This window comes from Terrabacter sp. AAH1 (assembly GCF_054456855.1).
On the sequence record NZ_JBTJJV010000024.1, the window covers coordinates 1 to 22,989 of the forward strand.

24 protein-coding genes are annotated in these 22,989 nt (G+C 71.3%); 13 read left to right on the forward strand and 11 right to left on the reverse strand.

Annotated features, from left to right (window positions below):
* Positions 1–251: 251 nt before the first annotated feature.
* Positions 252–704: a pyridoxamine 5'-phosphate oxidase family protein gene (locus ACXR8F_RS21145; protein ID WP_045190556.1), complete on the forward strand. Its 453-nt coding sequence runs from the start codon at positions 252–254 to the stop codon at positions 702–704.
* A 53-nt stretch (positions 705–757) separates the two neighbouring features.
* A complete protein-coding gene (locus tag ACXR8F_RS21150; protein ID WP_458803540.1) occupies positions 758–3,148 on the forward strand; it encodes an ATP-binding cassette domain-containing protein in 2,391 nt (796 codons plus the stop codon).
* Between the two features lie 13 nt (positions 3,149–3,161).
* Here ACXR8F_RS21150 and ACXR8F_RS21155 read toward each other — a convergent pair whose 3' ends face one another.
* From ACXR8F_RS21155 to ACXR8F_RS21165, 3 genes are all read right to left on the reverse strand, one after another.
* Positions 3,162–4,136 carry an IS481 family transposase gene (locus ACXR8F_RS21155; protein ID WP_458803542.1) on the reverse strand — a complete coding sequence of 325 codons (975 nt, stop codon included), beginning with the start codon at positions 4,134–4,136 and terminating at the stop codon, positions 3,162–3,164.
* A 129-nt stretch (positions 4,137–4,265) separates the two neighbouring features.
* Positions 4,266–5,084 (reverse strand): maleylpyruvate isomerase family mycothiol-dependent enzyme, encoded by an 819-nt coding sequence (locus ACXR8F_RS21160; protein ID WP_458803544.1) that lies wholly within the window; start codon positions 5,082–5,084, stop codon positions 4,266–4,268.
* A gap of 18 nt (positions 5,085–5,102) precedes the next feature.
* Positions 5,103–5,753: an alpha-ketoglutarate-dependent dioxygenase AlkB gene (locus ACXR8F_RS21165; RefSeq protein WP_458803546.1), complete on the reverse strand. Its 651-nt coding sequence runs from the start codon at positions 5,751–5,753 to the stop codon at positions 5,103–5,105.
* Between the two features lie 133 nt (positions 5,754–5,886).
* On the opposite strand from ACXR8F_RS21165, the gene recO reads away from it, so the two are divergent.
* Both recO and ACXR8F_RS21175 read left to right on the forward strand, forming a co-directional pair.
* Positions 5,887–6,615, forward strand: a complete 729-nt coding sequence (gene recO / locus ACXR8F_RS21170) for a DNA repair protein RecO (protein WP_458803548.1) — start codon at positions 5,887–5,889, stop codon at positions 6,613–6,615.
* A gap of 37 nt (positions 6,616–6,652) precedes the next feature.
* Positions 6,653–7,429 (forward strand): isoprenyl transferase, encoded by a 777-nt coding sequence (locus tag ACXR8F_RS21175; RefSeq protein ID WP_458803549.1) that lies wholly within the window; start codon positions 6,653–6,655, stop codon positions 7,427–7,429.
* A 45-nt stretch (positions 7,430–7,474) separates the two neighbouring features.
* Here ACXR8F_RS21175 and ACXR8F_RS21180 read toward each other — a convergent pair whose 3' ends face one another.
* From ACXR8F_RS21180 to ACXR8F_RS21200, 5 genes are all read right to left on the reverse strand, one after another.
* Positions 7,475–7,888, reverse strand: coding sequence for a Fur family transcriptional regulator (locus ACXR8F_RS21180; protein WP_045193231.1), 414 nt, complete (start codon positions 7,886–7,888; stop codon positions 7,475–7,477).
* On the reverse strand, positions 7,885–8,931 hold the full coding sequence (locus ACXR8F_RS21185) for a metal ABC transporter permease (protein ID WP_458803552.1): 1,047 nt from the start codon (positions 8,929–8,931) through the stop codon (positions 7,885–7,887). The genes ACXR8F_RS21180 and ACXR8F_RS21185 overlap by 4 nt, the downstream gene beginning before the upstream one ends.
* Complete coding sequence (locus ACXR8F_RS21190) at positions 8,928–9,770, reverse strand: metal ABC transporter ATP-binding protein (RefSeq protein WP_458803554.1); 843 nt, start codon at positions 9,768–9,770, stop codon at positions 8,928–8,930. Before ACXR8F_RS21190 ends, ACXR8F_RS21185 begins: the two co-directional genes overlap by 4 nt.
* Positions 9,767–10,741, reverse strand: coding sequence for a metal ABC transporter substrate-binding protein (locus ACXR8F_RS21195; RefSeq protein ID WP_458803582.1), 975 nt, complete (start codon positions 10,739–10,741; stop codon positions 9,767–9,769). Before ACXR8F_RS21195 ends, ACXR8F_RS21190 begins: the two co-directional genes overlap by 4 nt.
* Before the next feature lie 90 nt (positions 10,742–10,831).
* On the reverse strand, positions 10,832–11,122 hold the full coding sequence (locus ACXR8F_RS21200) for a DUF6703 family protein (protein WP_458803556.1): 291 nt from the start codon (positions 11,120–11,122) through the stop codon (positions 10,832–10,834).
* A 79-nt stretch (positions 11,123–11,201) separates the two neighbouring features.
* On the opposite strand from ACXR8F_RS21200, the gene ACXR8F_RS21205 reads away from it, so the two are divergent.
* Positions 11,202–12,596 carry a glycine--tRNA ligase gene (locus tag ACXR8F_RS21205; RefSeq protein ID WP_045193227.1) on the forward strand — a complete coding sequence of 465 codons (1,395 nt, stop codon included), beginning with the start codon at positions 11,202–11,204 and terminating at the stop codon, positions 12,594–12,596.
* Positions 12,597–12,789: 193 nt separating this feature from the next.
* Here the strand turns inward: ACXR8F_RS21205 and ACXR8F_RS21210 are convergent, their stop codons facing one another.
* Positions 12,790–13,629, reverse strand: coding sequence for a sulfurtransferase (locus ACXR8F_RS21210; RefSeq protein ID WP_458803559.1), 840 nt, complete (start codon positions 13,627–13,629; stop codon positions 12,790–12,792).
* Between the two features lie 25 nt (positions 13,630–13,654).
* Here ACXR8F_RS21210 and ACXR8F_RS21215 point away from each other — a divergent pair, with 25 nt between their 5' ends.
* Positions 13,655–14,386: an alpha/beta fold hydrolase gene (locus tag ACXR8F_RS21215; protein ID WP_458803561.1), complete on the forward strand. Its 732-nt coding sequence runs from the start codon at positions 13,655–13,657 to the stop codon at positions 14,384–14,386.
* 18 nt (positions 14,387–14,404) lie between these two features.
* Positions 14,405–15,634 (forward strand): tRNA dihydrouridine synthase DusB, encoded by a 1,230-nt coding sequence (gene dusB, locus ACXR8F_RS21220; protein ID WP_458803563.1) that lies wholly within the window; start codon positions 14,405–14,407, stop codon positions 15,632–15,634.
* 3 nt (positions 15,635–15,637) lie between these two features.
* On the opposite strand, the gene ACXR8F_RS21225 is transcribed toward dusB, so the two are convergent.
* Positions 15,638–16,348: a hypothetical protein gene (locus ACXR8F_RS21225; RefSeq protein ID WP_458803565.1), complete on the reverse strand. Its 711-nt coding sequence runs from the start codon at positions 16,346–16,348 to the stop codon at positions 15,638–15,640.
* 45 nt (positions 16,349–16,393) lie between these two features.
* Between ACXR8F_RS21225 and ACXR8F_RS21230 the strand changes: the two genes are divergently transcribed.
* Positions 16,394–17,032 carry a YdeI/OmpD-associated family protein gene (locus ACXR8F_RS21230; protein WP_458803567.1) on the forward strand — a complete coding sequence of 213 codons (639 nt, stop codon included), beginning with the start codon at positions 16,394–16,396 and terminating at the stop codon, positions 17,030–17,032.
* Positions 17,033–17,045: 13 nt separating this feature from the next.
* Here the strand turns inward: ACXR8F_RS21230 and ACXR8F_RS21235 are convergent, their stop codons facing one another.
* A complete protein-coding gene (locus ACXR8F_RS21235; protein ID WP_458803569.1) occupies positions 17,046–17,177 on the reverse strand; it encodes a hypothetical protein in 132 nt (43 codons plus the stop codon).
* Between the two features lie 186 nt (positions 17,178–17,363).
* Here ACXR8F_RS21235 and ACXR8F_RS21240 point away from each other — a divergent pair, with 186 nt between their 5' ends.
* Genes ACXR8F_RS21240 through ACXR8F_RS21260 form a run of 5 tightly spaced genes read left to right on the forward strand, consistent with a single transcriptional unit; the run spans position 17,364 to position 22,931 of the window.
* Complete coding sequence (locus ACXR8F_RS21240) at positions 17,364–17,891, forward strand: SigE family RNA polymerase sigma factor (protein ID WP_458803571.1); 528 nt, start codon at positions 17,364–17,366, stop codon at positions 17,889–17,891.
* On the forward strand, positions 17,888–19,177 hold the full coding sequence (locus tag ACXR8F_RS21245; RefSeq protein ID WP_458803573.1) for a hypothetical protein: 1,290 nt from the start codon (positions 17,888–17,890) through the stop codon (positions 19,175–19,177). The genes ACXR8F_RS21240 and ACXR8F_RS21245 overlap by 4 nt, the downstream gene beginning before the upstream one ends.
* A gap of 26 nt (positions 19,178–19,203) precedes the next feature.
* On the forward strand, positions 19,204–20,433 hold the full coding sequence (locus ACXR8F_RS21250) for a deoxyguanosinetriphosphate triphosphohydrolase (protein WP_458803575.1): 1,230 nt from the start codon (positions 19,204–19,206) through the stop codon (positions 20,431–20,433).
* 51 nt (positions 20,434–20,484) lie between these two features.
* Positions 20,485–22,413 (forward strand): DNA primase, encoded by a 1,929-nt coding sequence (gene dnaG, locus ACXR8F_RS21255; RefSeq protein WP_045193218.1) that lies wholly within the window; start codon positions 20,485–20,487, stop codon positions 22,411–22,413.
* Positions 22,413–22,931 (forward strand): hypothetical protein, encoded by a 519-nt coding sequence (locus ACXR8F_RS21260; protein ID WP_458803577.1) that lies wholly within the window; start codon positions 22,413–22,415, stop codon positions 22,929–22,931. Before dnaG ends, ACXR8F_RS21260 begins: the two co-directional genes overlap by 1 nt.
* The last annotated feature ends 58 nt before the right edge of the window (positions 22,932–22,989 follow it).

The window sequence follows — 22,989 nt, forward strand, 5'->3', positions numbered from 1 at the left end:
CGGAGATCACCCGCGTCGAGCAGCTGCTCAACACCCGCCCCCGAGCCACCCTCGGATTCCACACCCCGGCCGTTAGGCTCAACGAACTACTCAACGTTGCGCAGACGGGTTGAGACCGCCCCTCGTCGAGTGCCCTTGGCTTCAGGTCGAGTGCCCACTTCCCGACGCCCACCTCAGGTCGAGTGCCCACTTCCCGGCGTCGCGGATAGCGTGACCGTGAGAGACCGCGCACCGAGCACCCCGGAGTGACCGTGACCGACGAGCCGCGCCCCCGCGCCCAACGCCGACGAGACACCGAGACCCGGCTGACCGAGGACGTCGACCTCTGGGTCGCGACCGCCTCGGCCGACGGGACGCCGTACCTCGTTCCGCTCTCCTTCGACTGGGACGGCGAGGTGCTGCTCGTCGCGACGCCGACCGACAGCCCGACCGGCCGCAACCTCGCGGCCGGCCGCACGGTGCGCCTGGGCCTCGGCGAGACCCGCGACGTCACGATGGTCGACGGTGACGTCGAGGTGCTCGAGATCGGCGAGCTGGGGCAGCAGGAGGGTGACCGGTTCGCCGCGCGCACCGGCTTCGACCCGCGGCAGCTTTCCACGTCGTACCGTTGGTTTCGCATCGCGCCCCGGCGCGTGCAGGCCTGGCGTGAAGCCGACGAGCTCGCCGGGCGCGACCTCATGCGGGACGGCCGCTGGCTGGTCTGACGCCCCGGCGACCCGGACGGACTTCGATGCCCACCACTGACGATGGAGACACGATGAGCAAGGCCAGCCAGACCGCCACCGAGACGTCCGAGCGCCACGTCGCCGACAGCCACGACCTGATCCGCGTGCAGGGGGCGCGCGAGAACAACCTCAAGGACGTGAGCGTCGAGATCCCGAAGCGCCGGCTCACCGTCTTCACCGGGGTGTCCGGCTCCGGCAAGAGCTCGCTCGTCTTCGACACCATCGCGGCCGACTCGCAGCGCATGATCAACGAGACCTACAGCGCCTTCGTGCAGGGCTTCATGCCGAACCTCGCGCGGCCCGACGTCGACGTGCTCGAGGGGCTGACGACGGCGATCATCGTCGACCAGGAGCGCATGGGCGCCAACCCGCGCTCGACCGTCGGCACGGCCACGGACGCCAACGCGATGCTGCGCATCCTCTTCAGCCGCCTCGGTCAGCCGCACGTCGGCCCGCCCACGGCGTACTCCTTCAACGTGCCCACCCGCAAGGCGAGTGGCGTCATGTCCACCGACAAGGGTGGGCGGGTCTCGAAGGCCGTCGTGCGCGAGGCCGTCTACCTCGGCGGCATGTGCCCGCGGTGCGAGGGCATGGGCCACGTCAGCGACATCGACCGGACCGCCCTCTACGACGAGACGAAGTCGCTGAGCGACGGGGCCCTGACCGTCCCCGGCTACTCGATGGACGGGTGGTACGGCCGGCTCTTCGAGGGCGTCGGGCTGCCCATGGACACCCCGATCGAGAAGTTCACCAAGAGGCAGCTCGACACGATGCTCTACGCCGAGCCGACCAAGATCAAGGTCGAGGGCGTCAACCTCACCTTCGAGGGGATCATCCCCAAGATCCAGAAGTCGATGCTGTCCAAGGACCCCGAGGCCATGCAGCCGCACGTGCGCCGGTTCGTCGAGCGCGCCGTGACGTTCCAGACCTGTCCCGAGTGCGACGGGACCCGCCTGACGCCCGAGGCTCGCTCGTCCAAGATCGCGGGCAAGAGCATCGCCGACCTGTGCTCCATGCAGATCAGCGACCTCGCCGAGTGGCTGCGCGACCTCGACGAGCCCTCCGTCGCGCCGCTGCTGACGTCGCTGCGCCACAGCCTCGACTCGTTCGTCGAGATCGGGCTCGGCTACCTCTCGCTCGAGCGACCCGCCGGCACCCTGTCGGGCGGAGAAGCGCAGCGCACCAAGATGATCCGTCATCTCGGCAGCTCGCTCACCGACGTCACCTACGTCTTCGACGAGCCGACGATCGGGCTGCACCCGCACGACATCGCCCAGATGAACGGCCTGCTCCTGCGGCTGCGCGACAAGGGCAACACCGTGCTCGTCGTCGAGCACAAGCCCGAGACCATCGCCATCGCCGACCACGTCGTCGACCTCGGCCCGGCAGCCGGCACAGGCGGCGGCCAGATCGTCTTCGAGGGCACGGTCGAGGACCTGCGCGCCAGCGACACCGTCACGGGACGCCATCTCGACGACCGCGCCACCTTGAGGTCGACGGTGCGCACACCCACCGGCACCCTCGAGGTGCGCGGCGCCGACACCAACAACCTTCGCGACGTCGACGTCGACATCCCTCTCGGGGTGCTCGTCGTGCTAACCGGCGTGGCCGGCTCGGGCAAGAGCTCGCTGGTGCGTGGCTCCGTCGAGGGCCGCGAGGGCGTCGTCACGATCGACCAGGCCGCGATCAAGGGATCGCGCCGCAGCAACCCGGCGACCTACACCGACCTGCTCGAACCGATCCGCAAGGCGTTCGCCAAGGCCAACGGGGTCAAGCCTGCGCTCTTCAGCTCCAACTCCGAGGGGGCGTGCCCGACCTGCAACGGCGCCGGAGTCATCTTCACCGAGCTCGGGGTCATGGCCACCGTCGAGTCGCCGTGCGAGGACTGCGAGGGCCGGCGGTTCCAGGCGGCCGTGCTGGAGTACGAGCTCGGCGGCAAGAACATCGCCGAGGTGCTCGCCATGCCGGTGTCGGAGGCGCACGCCTTCTTCAGCGAGGGCGAGGCCAAGGTTCCGGCTGCCGCTACCATCCTCGGCCGCCTCGAGGACGTCGGCCTCGGCTACCTCAGCCTCGGCCAGCCGCTGACGACGCTCTCGGGCGGCGAGCGGCAGCGGCTCAAGCTCGCCACCCACCTCGGTGAGAAGGGCGGCACCTACGTCCTCGACGAGCCGACGACCGGCCTGCACCTGGCCGACGTCGAGCAGCTGCTCGGGCTGCTCGACCGTCTCGTCGACTCGGGCAAGTCGGTCATCGTCATCGAGCACCACCAGGCCGTCATGGCCCACGCCGACTGGATCATCGACCTCGGCCCGGGCGCCGGCCACGACGGCGGCACGGTCGTGTTCGAGGGAACCCCGGCCGACCTGGTGGCCGCCCGCTCGACGCTCACGGGCAAGCACCTCGCCGCCTACGTCGGCGCCTAGGTGTACCCGGCCATCAGGTTGGTAGCAGCCGGCTGGTTGGTGGTTTGCCTCCGAGGGCGCTGTGGCGTCGTTCAGTGTTGTAGTGCTCAAGCCAGGGCGCAAGGGCGGCAGCGCGGTCCTCGTTGGTGGTGAAGGCTTTGCGGTAGGCCCACTCGGTGGCCAGGGTTCGGTTGAAGCGCTCGACCTTGCCGTTCTGCCACGGGCAGTGGGGCTTGATGAACTTCTGGGTCGCACCCAGCTGAGCGCATATCCGTTTGATGTCGGCGCCGTAGCGGTAGGCGAAGGCGTTGTCCGTCATCACTCGTTCGATCCGGTCGATGCCCTTGCCCGCGAAGTAGGCCGCGGCCCGTTCGAGGAAGCCGGCACAGGTCGCGCTGCGCTCGTCGGGAAGGATTTCGGAGTAGGCCAGCCGGGAGTGGTCGTCGACGAGTGAGTGGACGTAGTCGTAGCCGACGGGCGTCTTGTCTGGGCGGCTCTGGTGGTTGGTGCGGGTCTGACCGCGGGCACGCCAGCCGCCGCCGTCGGGGATCTTGCCCAGTTTCTTGACGTCCATGTGGACCAGCTCGCCGGGCCGCTCACGTTCGTAGCGGATCGCGGTCTGTTTCGAGGACCGGATCACCTCACCGGTCATCGGGTCACACTCACGCAGGTAGGGCACCTGGTGGCGGCGCAGGATCCGGGACACGGTCCGGGCCGGCACCCCGAGCCTCGGGCCAAGCACGTCCGGGCCTTCGCGATGCTGCGCCCTGGCGGCCAGGACCTGCTGCTCGACCTGGTCGCTGGTCTTGCCGGGCATCGCGTGTGGGCGCGAGGAGCGCGTGACCAGACCGCGCTCACCTTCGGCGGCGTGGCGCTCGATACACGTCTTCACGCACTTGCGAGAGACCCCCATCGCTGCCGCGATGTGGGCTTGTTTCCAGCCGGCCTGGTGGCGCTGGACGATCAGCCGGCGACCGTGAACGGTCAGGCGAGCACTACCGTGGGACACGAGAACCTCCGGGTTGGAGTGGGCCTTAGACAAGCCACATCCCATCCGGAGGTTCTCGTTTGCTCAGCCAGGCACGCCGTTACCAACGTCCTGACCGGGTACACCTAGGACGCCGACGCAGGCGCCGGTTCAGTCGATCGAGCCGCCGATCACCGCGTCGACCGCGGCCAGGGCGGCAGGGTCTCCGTCGCGCGCGATCTCGCCCTCGGCGGGGCGGTTCCAGAGCCAGCAGTCGAGGTCGGCGGCCGACCCGCAGATCTCGGCGGCCGCCGTCTCGTCGGGCCCGTCGACCACGAGGAAGCGCTGGGTGTCGATGGCGTCGCCGTCGCCGTCGGTCCCGGTGATGCGCACGGGGGTCACGGTCCAGGCGTGCATCGCGTCGACCGTCGCGATCGTCACGGCGGGGCCTGTCGGCGCGTGCGTCAGGCCGGGCTCGGGCTCGTAGCCGCGCATGATCCGCAGTGCCTCGTCGACACCGTCAGCGGCGAGCCGGCAGTCGAGGGGTGTGCGGTCGCCGACGGTGAGCTCGGCGTCGAGGCGGTGGATCATCGCCTCGTGGGCCTGCCGGCGCCGGATGTAGCCCGCGGTCTTGTCGTCGGCCCACATCCACAGCGGGGTCTCGGGAGGCAGCTCGGACAGGAGGCGGTGGAGGCGTTCGCTCGACCGGTCGTAGAAGGCGAGCAGGCCGGCACGGTCGGCAGGGCGCTCCTCGCGGTCGGAGTCCATCGCGTCGAGCTCGGCCGGGTCGGTGAGACCCCGTTCGGCGATCTCGCCCCAGAACCACTGCACCTCGGCGAGGTGCCAGAGCAGGTCGTCGGCGTCCCAGTCGGGGCAGGTCGGCACACGCACGTCGGCGGGCGCCTCGGCGAGGGCGGCGCGGAACCGCGCCGAGTCGGCCGCGAGATGGTCGAGGAAGGGAAGGGGGCCACCTGAGCGGCTGGACGGCATACGGGAATCTCCTTGGTGTCAGCGGACGCCGGCTACACGGAACTGCACCGAGATGCGTGGTCCCATGGGGTCGGACGTCTTGGGCACCGAATGGTCCCACGTGCGCTGGCACGAGCCACCCATCACCACGAGGTCACCATGTCCGAGGGGGTAGCGCAAGCTCTTTGTCGTCGACCCGGGGATGGCTCCGCCGTCGCGCGGGCGCAGCGCCAAGGTGCGGGGCGACCCCAGTGACAGGATCGCGATCATCGTGTCGCTGTCGCGCGACCGGCCGATGCGGTCGCCGTGCCAGGCGACGCTGTCGCGGCCGTCGCGGTAGAGGCACAGCCCGGCGGTGACGAACGGCTCGCCGAGCTCGGCGGCGTAGTGCGCGCTGAGGGCGTCGCGCGCCTCGTCGAGCAGCGGGTGGGGGAGCTGCTCGCCGCCGGCGTAGAACTTGGTCAGTCTCGGCACGTCGACCACGGAGTCGTACATCTGTCGCCGCTCGGCGTGCCAGGGGACGTCGCGCAGCAGGGCGGTGAAGAGCTCGTCACCGGCGGCGAGCCAGCCCGGGCGCACGTCGACCCACGCGCCGCGCGCGAGGTGGTGGCGGGTGAGTCCGGTGCCGACGGCCCGCAGCGTCATCGCGTCGCTGAGGTCGAGCAGCGAACCCTGGAGAGCGAGGTCCATGCCCCCACGATAACCCGAAACCTCGAACGCGTGTTCGACTGACGCGGTCTGTCTCGAGCGCCTTCGCCGTGCTTTCCGGAGGCGACGGCGCGTGCGGTGCGGCGCACCACGGGCGGCGGGGGAGAATGGCCGCATGCCCCTCTACCGTGACGAGGCGATCGTCCTGCGCACCCACAAGCTGGGTGAGGCCGACCGCATCATCACGATGCTCACGCGCACGCGCGGGCGGGTGCGCGCGGTGGCCAAGGGCGTACGCCGCACGAAGTCGCGCTTCGGGTCGCGGCTCGAGCCCGGCATGGTCGTCGACGTCCAGTGCTACGAGGGTCGCAACCTCGACACCGTCACCCAGGTCGAGACTCTCGCCCCCTACGGCAACGCGATCGCCCGCGACTACACCGCCTACACGTGCGCGACCTCGATGCTCGAGACCGCGCTCCAGCTCACCGAGGAGCACGAGCCGCAGACCCAGCAGTACCTGCTCCTCGCCGGTGCGTTGCGGTCGCTCGCCGAGCGGGCGCACGACCCGGGGCTCGTCCTCGACGCCTACCTGCTGCGCTCGCTCGCCGTCGCCGGCTGGGCGCCGAGCTTCGTCGACTGCGCGCGCTGCGGCGCGAGCGGGCCGCACCGTGCCTTCAACGTGCAGTCGGGCGGGGCCGTCTGTTCCGTATGCCGTCCGCCCGGGTCGAGCGCACCCGCGCCCGAGACCTTCGAGCTGCTCGCCTCCCTGCTCGCCGGCGACTGGGAGGTTGCCGACGCGAGCGACGAACGGCATCGTCGTCAGGGCAACGGCATGGTCTCCGCCTTTCTGCAGTGGCACATCGAGCGTGGTCTGCGTTCGCTGCGCCTGGTCGAGCGTGCCTGAGCCGCAATCGAACCCGACTTCACCGATCCGGAGACCCATGTACGCCAAGCCGTTCCCGCACCCGTCCGGCGCCACGCCGCCCTCGATCCCCGCCGAGCTGCTCCCCAAGCACGTGGCGATCGTCATGGACGGCAACGGACGGTGGGCCAACCAGCGGGGGCTGCCGCGCACCAAGGGCCACGAGGCGGGGGAGGCGTCGCTGCTCGACGTCGTCGCTGGGGCCGTCGAGGTCGGCGTCACGCACCTGTCGGCATACGCGTTCTCGACGGAGAACTGGCGCCGGTCGCCCGAGGAGGTGCGCTTCCTCATGGGATTCAACCGCGACGTCATCCGGCGCCGCCGCGACCAGCTGCACGAGTGGGGCGTGCGCATGCGCTGGGTCGGACGCGCGCCGCGGCTCTGGCGGTCGGTCATCAAGGAGCTCGAGGTCGCCCAGGAGCTGACCCAGCACAACACGGGGCTGACCCTCTACTTCTGCGTGAACTACGGCGGACGTGCCGAGATCGCCGATGCCGTGCAGCGAATCGCTCATGACGTCAAGGGCGGTCGGCTGCGCCCGGGGTCCGTCGACGAGAAGACCATCAAGAAGTACCTCGACGAGCCGACGATGCCCGACGTCGACCTCTTCGTGAGGTCGTCGGGGGAGCAGCGCACGTCGAACTTCCTGTTGTGGCAGTCGGCCTACGCCGAGATGGTCTTCCAGAACCGTCTCTGGCCCGACTACGACCGGCGCGACCTGTGGGCCGCCATCGAGGAGTACGTCGCCCGTGACCGCCGCTACGGCGGCGCCGTCGACACCCCCACGACCGCCTAGCGACGTCGGGAACTGGGCACTCGACTGGGACTTCTCGTCGAGTGCTCAGTTTCCTACGGTGGCGCAGTCGGCGCAGGTGCCGAAGATCTCGAGGGTGTGCGTGACGTCGCGGAACCCGTGGTCCTCTGCGACCTTGTCGGCCCACCGTTCGACGGCGGGACCCTCGACCTCGACGGTGCGACCGCACGCACGACACACGAGATGGTGGTGGTGGTGTGTCGAGCAGGCGCGGTAGACCGCCTCGCCGTCGTCGGTGCGCAGGACGTCGACCGTGCCCGCGTCGACCATGGCCTGGAGGGTCCGGTAGACCGTGGCGAGGCCCACGCCCGCGCCTGCCTCGCGCAGCCGGGCGTGCACGGTCTGCGCCGAGGTGAAGTCGTCGGACTTCTCGAGCAGGTCTGCGACAGCGGCCTGCTGGCGGGTCGGCTTGCGAGTGGTGCTGCTGCTCCGGTCGGTCATGGCCTCGTCCCTGTCGTCGGTGCGATCGTGTCGGACGTTGTGACGCCGTCGCGGGCGGCCAGGCTGTCCTCGTGGTGGTGCACTCCGTGCTCGTCGTAGTGGCCCTCGTGCGCTGCGTGGAGGTGGCCGTCATGGACGTAGTCGACGTGGTCGCCGTGCGGCACGGCCGGGTGCCCGCACTCCGCCCCGTGCTCGTGCTCGTGCCGTTCCGCGACGTCATGGCGGCGTCCGCCGACCCGGGCCAGGATGCCGGTGACGAGTGCCGTGACGACGAAGAGCCCGACCGCGAGCAGCACGATGGTGCCGCCGGACGGGGTGTTGAGCGGGTAGGAGAGGGCGACGCCGCCGACGGACGACACCAGGCCGAACCCGATGGCCCAGCGCAGCCCGCTGCTGAACGACCTCGCGACGAGCTGGCTCGCGGCGTTGGGCACGATCATCAGGGCGCTGATGAGCAGCAGCCCGACGACACGCATGGCGACGACGACCGTGGTCGCCGTGAGCACGGCCAGCACGATGTTGAGGGGCAGCACCGGGATGCCGACCGCTCGCGCGTACTCCTCGTCGTTGGCGACGGCGAAGAGGCGGGGGCGCAGCACCCACGTGGTGACGGCGATGAGAAGGGCCAGACCGGCGAAGAGGTAGAGGTCGCCGCGCTGCGTGGTGAGGATCGACCCGAAGAGGTACTTCATGAGGTTCGCCGGGGTGCCGTCAGGTGACTTGCTGATGATGACGACGCCGCCGGCGATGCCACCGTAGAAGATCACGGCGAGCGCGACGTCGCCGTTGGTCCGGCCCCGGGTGCGCAGCAGCTCGATGACGACGGCCGCGACGAGCGCCGCCACGAGCGCCGTGAGCACCGGTGCGGACCCGGTGACGAGACCGATGGCGACACCCGCGAGCGCGACGTGGCCCATCCCGTCCCCGATGAGCGAGAGCCGGCGCTGCACGAGGAAGATGCCCACCATCGGGGCGACGGTGCCGACGAGCAGCGCGGCGACGAGCGCCCGCTGCATGAAGTCGACCGTGAGCAGGTCGGTCATGGCCGCAGCCCTTCGGGGTGGGTCGCGTCGAGCGGGCCGTGCGCCAGCGACGCGTGCCCGTCGAGCTCGTGGTCGTGGTGGTGGCTGTCATGGTCGTGGTGCACGTGGTCGCGGGCGTGGGCGTACTCCTGCGGCGTGCCGTCGAACCGGATGTGCCCGCCGTCGACGACGACGATCCGGCTGAGCAGCCGCTCGAGGGGGCCGAGCTCGTGGGTGACGATCACCATCGTCACGTCGCGCTCGACCAGGCGCTCGAGCACGTCGGCCAGCACGTGCTGGCTCGCGGCGTCGACGCCCGCGGTCGGCTCGTCCATGATCAGGATGTCCGGCTCGGCGGCGAGTGCACGTGCGATGAGGACGCGGCGCTGCTGCCCGCCGGAGAGGGTGCTCACCTCGGTGGTGGCGCGGTCGGCGAGACCGACGACCTCGAGCGAGCGGGCCACGACCTGGCGGTCGGCCGCGCGGAGCCGCCCGAGCCAGCCCATGCGGGCCAGGCGGCCCGTCGACACGATCTCCTCGGCGGTCGCCCGCACCGACGCCGACAACGTATGCCGTTGGGGCACGTAGCCGATGCGCGCGCGGTCGTGGAACTCGGCGCTGTCGACGCCGAAGAGGCTGACCGTACCGGATGTGCGCTCGTTGAGGCCGAGCACGCCCTTCATCAGGGTGGACTTGCCGGAGCCGTTGGGGCCGACGATGGCCACGATCTCGCCGCTGCGGATCGTCAGGTCGACGTCGGTCAGCACGGGCCGGTCGCCGTAGCCGAAGCCGGCGCCGCGGAGGGCCACGACGGCGTCAGGGGCCGCCGGGCCGTCGGGCAGGAGCTGAGCGGACCTCATGAGCACCCCTGTCCTTCGCGCAGTGTCGCGAGGTTGCTGCGCATGACCTCGAAGTAGTCCGTGCCGCGCGTGGCGGAGGTGATGCCCTCGATCGGGTCGAGCGTCGCGACCTTGGCCCCGGTGGACTCGGCGACCGTCTGCGCGAAGTGCGGTTCGACGAGCGTCTCCTGGTAGATCGTGGTGACGCCCGCAGACGACACGAGGTCGGAGACGGCCTTGAGGGCGCTGGCGCTCGGCTCGGCCTCGGGGGAGATGCCGGTGATGCCCTGCTGGTGGAGGCCGTAGCGGGCCGCCAGGTAGCCGAAGGCGCCGTGGCTGGTGACGAGCTGCTCGGTGCGGCAGTGCGCGAGGCCGGCCCGCAGCTCGTCGTCGAGCTGCGACAGCTTCTCGACGAAGGCTGCGGTGTTGCGCGCGTAGGTCGAGGACCTGGACGGGTCGTCCTTCGACAGGCGCGCGCTGATGGCCTCGGCGACGGCGGCGTAGCGAGTGGGGTCGAGCCAGAAGTGCGGGTCGTCGGCGCCGTGACCGTGGTCGTCGTGCTCCTCGGCCGACTCGCCCTCGTGCTCGTCGGGACTGGCCGGGACGAGCTTCGCCGCGTCGGCCACGTCGAGCACCTTCGCTCCGTCGACGAGCCCGACGGCCTCGTCGACCGCCGGCTGGAACCCGTCGGCGTAGACGACGAGCCTCGCCTTGGTCATGCCGCCGATGTCCTGGGGCGCGAGCTCGAGGTCGTGCGGCTCGGCCCCGGGCCGGGTCAGCACCGTGACCTCGGCCGCGTCGCCGACCACCTGCTGGGTCGCGAACTGGATCGGGTAGAACGACGTCACGATGGGGGAGTCGGGCTCGCTCGACGGGGACCCGGCGCTGCAGGCGCCGAGGGCGAGGGTGGCCGTGACGGCGAGAGCCGCCAGGTTGGCCGGGGCGCCGACGCGCCGGCGGGGACGTGGAAGGGGATGCCTCACGGGAACCATCGTCACCTAAAATGAGAATGATTGTCAAAATCGAGATGCCGGTTGCGCCGCCGCGCCCGCGCGCAGGCGCGCAGGCGCGCAGCCCGCGTGTCAGGCGCCGGGCACGATCCTCACCACGGCGACGGCGACGGCCAGCACGAGCACCGCAGTGCGCATCAGCCGCTCCGACAGCGCCAGCCGCTGCCACGTGAGGAAGAGCAGCCACCCCACGAACGCGGCCACGACGAGGAAGGCGATGCCGGCCCATGGACGCGGCGCGAGGACGCCGACGGCCAGCAGGGCGAAGAGGACGCCGATCGCCACGGGCCGCGGCACGGCGTTCATCCGCTCGACCCAGGGGGCCGACGCGTGCTCGACTCGGGAACGGAAGCTCAAGGACACCTGACGAGCGTAGGGGACGCGGCGGCATACGCAGGACACGTGGTAAACCGACCGGCGCCGGCCCGATAACCTGTCCCGCATGGCCAAGCAGACATCCATCGTGGACACCGTCGTCAGCCTCTGCAAGCGCAGGGGCTTCGTCTTCCCGAGCGGTGAGATCTACGGAGGCACCCGGTCTGCCTGGGACTACGGCCCCCTCGGCGTCGAGCTCAAGGAGAACATCCGGCGCCAGTGGTGGAAGTCGATGGTGACCGGCCGTGACGACGTCGTCGGCCTCGACTCCTCGATCATCCTGCCGCGCGAGACCTGGGTCGCCTCCGGCCACGTCGGTACGTTCACCGACCCGCTCGTCGAGTGCCTCAACTGCCACAAGCGCCGCCGCCAGGACCACCTGCAGGAGGCACTCGCGGAGAAGAAGGGCATCGCCGACCCCGACTCGATCCCGATGACCGACATCGTGTGCCCCGACTGCGGCACCAAGGGCCGGTGGACCGAGCCGCGCGACTTCCAGATGATGCTCAAGACCCACCTCGGCGTCATCGAGGACGAGTCGGGCCTGCACTACCTGCGCCCCGAGACCGCCCAGGGCATCTTCGTCAACTTCAACAACGTCATGCAGGCCTCGCGCAAGAAGCCGCCGTTCGGCATCGCCCAGACCGGCAAGAGCTTCCGCAACGAGATCACGCCCGGCAACTTCATCTTCCGCACGCGCGAGTTCGAGCAGATGGAAATGGAGTTCTTCGTCAAGCCGGGCGAGGACGCCGAGTGGCACCAGTACTGGATCGACGAGCGCACCCGGTGGTACACCGACCTCGGCATCAACCCCGACAACCTGCGCCACTTCGAGCACCCGCTCGACAAGCTGTCGCACTACTCGACCCGCACCGTCGACATCGAGTACCGCTTCAGGTTCGCCGGCTCCGAGTGGGGCGAGCTCGAGGGCATCGCCAACCGCACCGACTTCGACCTGTCGACGCACACGAAGCACTCGGGCACCGACCTCGTCTACTTCGACCAGACGACCGGCGAGAAGTACACCCCGTACGTCATCGAGCCGGCAGCCGGCCTGTCCCGCTCGCTCATGACCTTCCTCGTCGACGCCTACGCCGAGGACGAGGCGCCCAACACCAAGGGCGGTGTCGACAAGCGCGTCGTGCTGCGTCTCGACCCCCGCCTGTCGCCGGTCAAGGCTGCCGTGCTGCCACTCTCGCGCAACGCCGACCTGTCGCCCAAGGCGCGTGACCTCGCCGCCACGCTGCGCAAGCACTGGAACATCGACTTCGACGATGCCGGTGCCATCGGCAAGCGCTACCGCCGCCAGGACGAGATCGGCACGCCGTTCTGCATCACGGTCGACTTCGACACGCTCGACGACCACGCGGTGACCATCCGCGAGCGCGACACCATGGCGCAGGAGCGCATCGCCCTCGACCAGGTCGAGGGCTACCTGGCGCAGCGCCTCGTCGGCTGCTGAGCCCTCCCGTCCGACCACGTATGCCGTCCGCCCACCTCGGGCGGGCGGCATACGTGCGTCTTGCCCGCAACACACCCGCCAACGGTCAACGCGCGACGGCTGCAACCAGCGCCGGCTGACCGTTTCCGGGTGTGTTGCGCAAGGGCTGCGTCAGCGGGGGTGCAGGGCGAACCGGGCAGGGGGGCGGGGTGGGTCAGCCCGGGGTGCGGCCGGTGGCGACGGGCCGGGACGGGTCGCGGATCCACTCGCTCCACGACCCGGGGTAGAGCACGGTGTCGACACCGAGCTCGGCGAGCGCGAGCATCTCGTGGGCCGCGGTGACGCCGGAGCCGCAGTAGACGCCGACGGGGCCGCTGCCGGTGGCGGCGCCGCCGGTCACCCGCGACCAGTGCTCGGCGAGGTCGCGGCGGAACGTCCCGTCAGCGGTGACCCATTCGGTCGTGGGGCTGCTGACGGCCCCGGGGATGTGGCCGGCCACGGGGTCGATCGGCTCGGTCTCGCCGGCGTAGCGCTCGAGCGCGCGGGCGTCCAGGAGCAGTCCCTCGCGCGCGAGCACCGCAGCCGACGAGGCGTCGAGCGTCGGCAGCTGTCCGGGGCGCACGACGACGTCCCCGCTGCGGTCGTGCGGCTCGTCCGTCGAGACCGGCAGGCCGGCGGCGACCCACGCGGCCCAGCCGCCGTCGAGCACGCGGACGTCGTCGATGCCGAGCCAGCGCAGCACCCACCAGGCCCGCGCGGCTGCATACGAGTCCTTGGCGTCGTAGGCGACCACGCGGCTGCGCTGGGTGATGCCCGCTCGCCGCAGCGCCGTCTGCACGACCCCGGGGTCGGGCAGCGGGTGCCGGCCACCCTCGCCGGCGGGCGCCGCGAGCTCGGTGTCGAGGTCGACGAAGAACGCTCCCGGCACGTGGCCCGCCTCGTAGTCCTGCCGGCCGGCGGGCGTGTTCGCCGTCGTGAGCGCCCAGCGGACGTCGAGCACGACGACGTCCTCGATCTCGTGGGCGAGGTCGGTGGCGGTGATGAGGTGGGTCACCCGGCCATCGTGGCATCCTCGCCCTGTGCCCGCTCACCTGGTCCTCGTGCACGGCTCGCGCCTGTCCAGCGCCCAGTGGGCACCCCAGCTCCCGCTGCTGCGCGGCCACGTCGGCCTGACCCTCGTCGACCTGCCGGGCCACGGCGCGCGCACCGACGAGATCTTCACGATGCACCGGTGCGTCGAGGTCATCGGCGAGGCCGTGGACTCGGCAGCGGCGCACGGTGACCCCGTCGTGCTCGTCGGGCACTCGCTCGGCGGCTTCGCCGCGATGGCGTATGCCGCTGCCCGTCCCGACACGCTGGCCGGTCTCGTGCTGGCCGGGTCGAGCGCGACACCGACCGGTCCTGGTGCGGCCGTCTACCGCGGGGTCGCGGCCCTGACCGACCGCCTCGGCCCGGAGCGGATGACCCGCGTCAACGACCGCGTGCTGCACCGGCTCTACCCGGCCGAGCGCATCGACCCGGTCATCGCGGGTGGCTACTTCTTCGCGCCGACGCCCGCCGCCTGGCGCGAGGTCATGGACCACTGCCGTCCCTCGATGCTGCACGCCGTGCGCTGCCCGGTGCTGCTGCTCAACGGGCAGTTCGACCAGTTCCGGTTGGGCGTTCGGGCCTACCTCAGGGCGTGCCCGACGGCCCGTGCCGAGACGATCCGGCGGGCGAGCCACCTGTCCAACCTCGACCAGCCGGAGGCCTTCGCCGCGGCCCTGCTGCGCTTCGCCCGTGAGGTCGCCGATTCGGCTCACCGCGCCTGATCGGGGACAATCGGGCACGTGACCGACGTGCTGACCCCTGTGACCGAGCCGACGGGTGCGGTGCTGCCGCCCCTGCGCATCGGGCGACACGTCATCGAGTCGCCCGTCGTCCTGGCCCCGATGGCCGGCATCACCAACCGGGCCTTCCGGCGCCTGTGCCGCGAGTACGGCAACGAGGGCACGGCGCTCGCGCCGACGCGCGGTGCCTCGGGGGCCACGAGCCTCTACGTGAGCGAGATGATCACGAGCCGGGCGCTCGTCGAGCGCACACCCGAGTCGATGCGCCTCATCGAGCACGACCCCGACGAGAACCCCCGCTCGATCCAGCTCTACAGCGTCGACCCGGCCACGGCCCGGGCGGCCGCGCGCATGCTCGTCACCGAGGACCGCGCCGACCACATCGACCTCAACTTCGGCTGCCCCGTCCCCAAGGTCACCCGCAAGGGCGGCGGCTCGGCGCTGCCGTGGAAGAAGGAGCTCTTCAAGCGGATCGTCGGCGCGGTCGTCGAAGAGGGTGCGAAGCGCGACATCCCCGTCACCGTGAAGATGCGCAAGGGCATCGACGACGAGCACCTGACCTACCTCGACGCCGGTCTCACGGCCGAGGCCGAGGGCGTCGCCGCGGTCGCGCTGCACGGCCGCACCGCCGCGCAGGCCTACTCCGGCACGGCCGACTGGTCCGCGATCAAGCTGCTCAAGGAGACCGTCACGACCGTGCCGGTGCTCGGCAACGGCGACATCTGGTCGGCCGAGGACGCGCTGCGGATGGTCGCCGAGACCGGCTGCGACGGGGTCGTCGTCGGTCGCGGCTGCCTGGGTCGCCCGTGGCTCTTCACCGACCTCGCGGCGGCGTTCGCCGGCACGTCGGCGCGGGTGACCCCGACGCTGGGCCAGGTGGCCGACACTCTGCGCACGCACACGGCATACCTCGTCGACTTCTACGGCGAGGAGGAGCGCGCCTGCCGCGACATCCGCAAGCACATCGCCTGGTACCTCAAGGGGTTTCCGGCCGGCTCGACGATCCGCAACTCGCTCGCGCTCGTCGACTCGATGGCCTCGCTCGACGCGCTGCTGGCGACGCTCGACCCCGACGCGCCGTGGCCGGGCGACGCCGCCGAGGGCCAGCGCGGACGCGCCGGGTCGTCCCGCACCGTGGCGCTGCCCGACCGCTGGCTCGAGTCGCGCGAGCTCTCCGAGGAGCACGAGCGCACCATCGCCGAGGCCGAGCTGTCGGTCAGCGGCGGTTGAGGCTCACTTCAGCCAGACGCTGAGCGGGCCGAGACGCTCGCAGCCCGCGGCGACGGCGGCGTCGACGCCCGCTCCGGCCTCCCAGCCGACCAGAGGTATGCCGTTCGTGATCGTCCGCGCCGCAGCGGCTGCGGCGGCCCAGGCGCGTTCGTCGTCGCCGTCGTGCGTGAAGACGTTGCCGAGCCCGGCGACGCCCTCCGTGACGTTGACGACCGCCCCGGCGACCAGTGGGGAGTCCGCGTCGCCGGACGCGTGCCCGGCAAGGACGTGCACCCCCGGCACCTCGAGCAGCGAGGGGCGCAGGATCGCCTCCGCCTCGGGGTCGCTCGCCCAGGCCCGGACCCAGGCAGCCATGTCACTCGCCGTCCCGACGCGCCGCCACGTGGGGCCGGCGGGGGCGAGCCGCACGGACGGGTCGAGCCAGACCCACTCACCGACGACGAGGCGGGCGAAGTCCTCCATCGACAGGTCGAGCCGCGACCAGGAGTCCTTGACCGAGCAGCCGTCGGAGTCGTCGACGCGGGCGAGCACGTCGTACTCGCCGACAGTGGGGGAGAGGGTCACGGCGTCGGGGTAGTAGGGCGGGGTCCGGGTGGCAGCGGTCCACGCATCGGCGTCCGTCGCCGTGACGACGCCGTGCGAGCGGGCCACGGCGTCGCACCACAGGGCGTTGTTGCGGGCGGCGAGGACGATGCGGTCGGTCACGTCTGTCACACCGGTGATCCTCCCAGCGTCGGCGGTGGCTGGCAGGATCGGGGCATGCGAGAGGGTGGGTCCGCCGAGCGCCCGGCGACGTTCTTCGACGACGCCGACGACTTCCGCGCCTGGCTCGAGGCCAACCACGACACCGCGACCGAGCTGTGGATGGGTCTCAACAAGAAGCACGTGGAGCCTCGTGGCCTCCAGTGGGCCGAGGCGGTGCGCGAGGCGCTGTGCTTCGGCTGGATCGACTCGGTCGCGCAGCGCATCGACGAGGATGCCGTGCGCCAGCGGTGGACCCCGCGCAAGCCCGGCAGCAACTGGAGCACCATCAACATCAACGCCGTGGCCGAGCTGAGGGCTGCCGGGCGGATGCACCCGGCGGGCCTGGCCGCCTTCGAAAGGCGCCGCGAGGACCGCTCCGGCGTCTACGCCTACGAGAACCGCGAGCGCACGTGGCCCGAGGCGTACGAGGCGCTGCTGCGGGCCGACGCGCGCGCCTCCGCCTTCTGGGACGCTGCGACGCCCTCCTACCGCAAGGTCGCCACCAACTGGGTCGTCACGGCCAAGCAGGAGTCGACCCGCGACAAGCGGATGGCCGAGCTCGTCGACGACTGCACCAACGGCCGGCTCATCAAGTCACAGCGCTACGGCGCCGAGCCCGCCTGGGTGCGCCGCATCCGCGACGAGCTCGGCTGACCGGCCCCGAAGGTCAGCGTTTGCCCTTCGGCGGGATGATCTCGATGTGGTCCTTCGCCGCGGCCTTGGCATGCTTGTCGGCCCGCTTCTCCTTGAGCGACCTGGCCTTCGTGGACATGTGGGACTTCGGGGACTTGTCGCCCATGGCGCGCTCCTGTGGTCGGAAGCCTGAGCGGCTCCATGGCTCAGTATGCGCCACGACCACCGTGCGCCGCCCCAGGGTTCCGCTGGACCGGGCGAAGACGCCCGGCGCGCCCGTGCAACCTTTCGCCGCTGACCGGCGTGGAAGGGGTGTCACGATGAGCCGTCATCGAACAGGGGAAGGATCTCGATGCGCGACTGCGAGGCCGACGAGGAGTTCAGCTCCTTCGTCGCCCATCACTCGGCGGGCCTGCTGCGGCACGCCTACCTGCTCACCGGTTGTCGGGCCGATGCCGAGGAACTGCTCCAGGACACCCTGGAGCGCGTGTACCTGGCCTGGGACCGCGTCATGCAGCGCGGGATGCCGCTTGCCTACACGAGGGGAGCACTGGCCCGGAACCACATCTCGCGGTGGCGACGGCTGAGCCGCCGCCGCGCGACCGAGCAACGGACCGTGCGCGACCGATCCCTCGACCGCGACGCCGTGACGACCGGTCCCGAGGAGCGCGACGCCATGTGGCGCCTCTTGGCGATGCTCCCGCCCCGCCAACGCGTGGTGCTCGTGCTCCGGTACTACGAGGACCTGCCCGAGAAGGACATCGCCGCGGCGCTCGCGGTCTCGGTGGGGACCGTCAAGAGCCAGCTCTCGCGCGGTCTCGCGACGCTTCGCACCCAGCACGCCCTCGCCGACCGCCCGCTTCAGGAGGAGCTGCGATGACCGACCGCCTCACCACGCTGCTCGCCGAGACCCTGCGCGAGCACGACCACGACGTCCACGGTGGCGCTTCCCCGGCGCGGGTCATCAAGGGCGCCCGGCGACGCCGCGCACGCCGTCGCGCAGCAGCCGCCGCGGGAGTCCTCGGCGCCGCCGCGGCCGCTACGGCGGCAGTCGTGCTCGCGACCCCCGGACCGCGCTTCGCGACACCGCTACCGGCCGGGACCAACCCGGTCACCTCAGCGCTGGCCACGACCCCGACCACCACCACCACCGTGGCGACGGCCTCCGCCGATGCACGCGGCGAGGTGTACGCCTGGGCATCGGCCCTGCCGCTGGGTGGGCCGTTCCAGCCGGTGGGCGGTCCGGTGGTGACCTCTGGCACCGACGGTCGGCTCACGTACCGCGACAAGGCCGGCTCGGCCACGCTCGGGAACGAGCCGATGGGGCTGCAGCATTCGCTGGTCCTCGGTCCGGGCGAGAACTGGCCGACGACGACGTTCGTCGTGGGCAGGGGCACGAGCTCCACGAGCGTGTGGGCGATTCGTGAGAGTGGACCGCGGTCTGCGTCGAAGGTGTGGAGCGGACCGGGCGTGCTCGACGTCATCGGTGGGCCGGGCGGAGTCGCCCTCATCGAAGGGGACGCGCACGGGTCGCCGACGAATCTCGTCATCATCGACGTCGAGTCCCTCGGTGTGCGGTCTGTCGCCTTCCCGCCGGCTGGGCCGCAACGGCCCCGCCTCGCGACGTGGGCCGAGAACGCCGTCACGATCGTCGACGGTCAGGATCTCTTCGATCCCACCTCCGCCACCGAGAGCCAGTCCTACAGCTGGGCTCCCTCCTACGGATGGCGGTCGGGCCAGCTACAGCGGTGGTACGGGTCCGCCGCGCCGGGCTTCGAGCCGGCCGACCCTGGGCGTAACGTCGTCCTCGTCGGGGCCGGGCGCGACGTCTGCGCCCACCTCATGGTCGGTCAGACCCTCGAACCCGACGCGCTGACCTGCGCCCCGCGCCTGGTGGCAGAGCGTGCCCCCTCGGGAAGCCTCGTCCTCGTGAGCCGGTTCCTGGGCGACGGTGCAGGCGTGGTCCCGACCGTCTTCGACGTCGCCGACGGCTCCGCGAAGGACCTGCCCGTGGGGGAGCTGCCCTCCCCGCTGCGATGGGAGTCCAACCTCACCCTCGCCGGCCAGGTACCGGACGCCACGGGTCAGGAGTCGGTCGCCTTCCGGGTCGACGTGGGCAAGGGCCACCGCCACGACCGCATTCCGGAGCCGCTGCCGCAGGGGTGAGGTGGAGACCACCTAGAGTCGGTCCCGTGGCGTACACGGGTCGGGACCGGGAGCGGCGGGTCGCCGAGGACCCTGCCCAGAAGCGGGCCGACCGCGACGACTTCGCCCGGGACCGGGCCCGGGTCGTGCACTCCTCGGCGCTGCGCCGGCTCGCGGCCAAGACCCAGGTGCTCGCGCCGGGTCACGACGACTTCGTGCGCAACCGCCTCACCCACTCGCTCGAGGTCGCACAGATCGGGCGCGAGTTCGGTGCGGTGCTCGGGTGCGACGCCGACCTCGTCGACACGGCCTGCCTCTCGCACGACCTCGGCCACCCGCCGTTCGGTCACAACGGTGAGACGGCGCTCGACGAGATCGCTTCTGCAATCGGTGGATTCGAGGGAAACGCGCAGACGCTGCGCATCCTGACGCGACTCGAGGCGAAGCGCGCCCACCAGGACGGGACGCCGGCCGGCCTGAACCTCACCCGTGCGAGCCTCGACGCCACGACGAAGTACCCCTGGGCCAGAGGTGACGGTCCCTACGAGACAACCAAGTTCGGCGTCTACCCCTCGGACCTGCCTGTCTTCCAGTGGATCCGCCACGGTGCCCGACCGCGCGACCGGTGTCTCGAGGCCGAGGTCATGGACTGGTCCGACGACGTCGCCTACTCCGTGCACGACGTCGAAGACGCCATCGCATCCGGCTGGATCGACCCGCGCGTGCTGCACTCGCGCGACCTCACAGACGTCATCGACGTCGCCGGCCGCACCTACGCGCCCGACCTGGGTGCCGATGCCCTCGGGGCGGCGCTGGAACGCCTGATCGCCTCCGGGGCGGTGCCCACGGCATACGACGGCTCGCGCAGCGACCTTGCTCGCCTCAAGGACATGACGAGCCGCCTCATCGGCCACTTCGTGTCCGTCGTCGAGAACGCCACCCGGGAGCGGCACGGACCGGGTGAGCTGTGCCGGTTCGAGGCCGACCTGGTCGTCCCCGACGACACCAGGGCCGAGTGCTCCGTGCTCAAGGCCATCGCCAACCACTTCGTCATGACCACCGACGAGCGCCTGTCGGTGATGTCGGGGCAGCGGGAGGTCGTGCGCGACCTCGTGGAGGCGTATGCCGTGCGGCCCGACGAGCGCCTCGACGCCGCCTTCCGAGCCGACCACGAGAGCGCCGTCGACGACGCCGAACGGCTACGGGTCGTCGTCGACCAGGTGGCCTCGCTGACCGACGTCCGGGCTCTCGCTCTCCACGGCCAGTGGTGCCGCTGACCGGGAGCGGGCGGGCGACGAACTAGGATCACGGGCAGCGACAGGAGGCAGATGGCTGGGCTGATCAACAGCGAGGACATCGCGGCGGTCAAGGCGCGGTCGTCCATCGAGGACGTCGTGCGCGAGCACGTGACCCTGCGCTCCGCCGGCCCCGGCTCGCTGAAGGGCCTCTGCCCCTTCCACGACGAGAAGACGCCGTCGTTCAACATCCGGCCCGCCGTGGGCGCCTGGCACTGCTTCGGCTGCCAGGAGGGTGGTGACGTCATCTCCTTCGTCCAGAAGATCGACCACCTCACCTTCTCCGAGGCCGTCGAGCGGCTCGCGCAGAAGCTCGGCATGGAGCTGCGCTACGAGGACGGCCAGCGCCCCCGCGAGGAGGGCCTCGGACGCCGCAGCAGGCTCATCGAGGCGCACCGTGTCGCCGAGGAGTACTACACCGACCAGCTGCTCAACGGCCAGGGACCGGCCCGTCAGGGGCGCGACTTCCTCAGGGCGCGCGACTTCAACAGCGCCCACGTGAAGCAGTTCGGCATCGGCTTCGCGCCGCGCGGGGGAGAGGACCTCGTCCGTCACCTGCGGGCCAAGGGCTTCACCGACGACGAGCTCGTCACCGGCGGCCTCGCGGGGCGCGGTGCCCGCGGCCTCTACGACCGGTTCCGCGGCCGGCTGGTCTGGCCGATCCGCGACATCACCGGCGACACCGTCGGCTTCGGCGCTCGTCGCCTCTTCGACGACGACCGCATCGAGGCCAAGTACCTCAACACCTCCGAGACGCCGATCTACAAGAAGTCGACCGTGCTCTATGGCCTCGACCTCGCGAAGAAGAAGATCTCGCAGGGTCGGCAGGCCGTCGTCGTCGAGGGCTACACCGACGTCATGGCCTGCCACCTCGCCGGTGTCGAGACTGCCGTCGCCACGTGCGGCACGGCCTTCGGCGCCGAGCACATCAAGCTGCTACGCCGCCTCATGCGCGACGAGGCCGGCCTCGCCCCGGCCAAGGTGATCTTCACCTTCGACGGAGACGCCGCAGGTCAGAAGGCAGCGATGCGGGCCTTCGCCGACGACGAGAAGTGGACCTCGCAGTCCTTCGTCGCCGTCGAGAAGTCGGGCAAGGACCCCTGCGAGCTACGCCAGGCCGGAGGCGACCCGGCCGTCCAGGCCCTCATCGAGGACGCCGTGCCGATGTTCGAGTTCGCGGCGCGGACGACGATCAAGCGCTTCGACCTCGCCACCGCCGAGGGCCGCATCCAGGCCGTGCGAGCCGTCGCTCCGATCGTCGCGTCGATCCGCGACCGGTCGCTGCAGCCGGAGTACACCCGCGAGATCTCGGGCATGCTCGGTCTGGACGTCGAGCAGGTGGCCTCCGAGGTGGCGCGGGCCGGCAAGCTCAAGGTGGACGACGCGCCGCGCTCGCCGGGCGAGCGGGGCGGCCGCGACGAGGTGGCCGAGCCCTCTGCGGGGGAGTCGGGGGCCGGCCTGCCCGTCCCGGACCGCCGCGACCCCGTGGTGCTCGCCGAGCGGCAGCTGCTCCAGGTGCTGCTCCAGTTCCCGACGGTGTTCAAGCCGGGTGCGATCGACCTGCTGACGCCCGACGCCTTCTCCGCACCCGCGCACCGCGCCGTCTTCGACGGCGTGCGCATCGCGCACCACGCCGGCGACATGGCCAACGCCCGGGCCTGGATGTCGGCGGTCACCGAGGCGGCGCCTTCACCCGTGGGCGGCCTCGTCAGCGAGCTCGCGGTCGACACGCTGCCGACCCGGATGGACCCCAACACCGGCCTGCCCACCTCGCGCTACGTCGACGAGCTCTTCGACCGGGTCCGCACGATCGCCCTCACGCGACGCATCGCCGACGCGATGAGCGAGATGCGTCGCCTCGACCACGCCGAGACGCCAGCCCCCGAGCGCACGCGCGAGCTGGGCATGGAGCTGCAGACCCTGCAGCGCGAGCTCGCGGCGATCAAGGCGGGGATGGGCTGATGCCGCTGTTCGAGCGACGTCGTCGCCCTGCGCTGCCGGCCGCGGTCCGTGCCGCGGTGCCGCTCGAGGGCGCCGAGTCGGTGCTGGCGTGGGCTCGCGACGACCTCACCGACGGACACGTCGTCGCCACGACCCACCACCTGGCCTTCGTCGGACCCGACGGCACGCTGGCGTGGCGCCGGCCCTGGCACGAGGCCGAGACGGGCACGTGGCAGGGCGAGAGCTCGCTGCTGACCGTCACGTGGGCCGACCGGTCGCCGGCCGTCCGGTGGCGCCTCAGCGAGCCCTCACTGGTGCAGCAGACGCTCCGAGAGCGCCTCCAGGCCAGCGTCGTGCTCTCCGACGAGTTCCGCGCCCCGAACCGGCGCACCGTGCGCGTCGTCATCCGTCAGGACCTCGCGACCGGCGGCCTGGTGGAGCAGACCATCCCCGGCAAGGGGGTCGACCTGAGCGACCCGCGCGTGGCCGCTGAAGCTGCCGAGCGGCGGGCCCGGCTCCGTTCCGAAGTGGGCCTCTGAGGGAGCGCCGACGCCCGCGCGACGCCTGCCGAAGGGTGTCTGCACGACCCGCCGATCC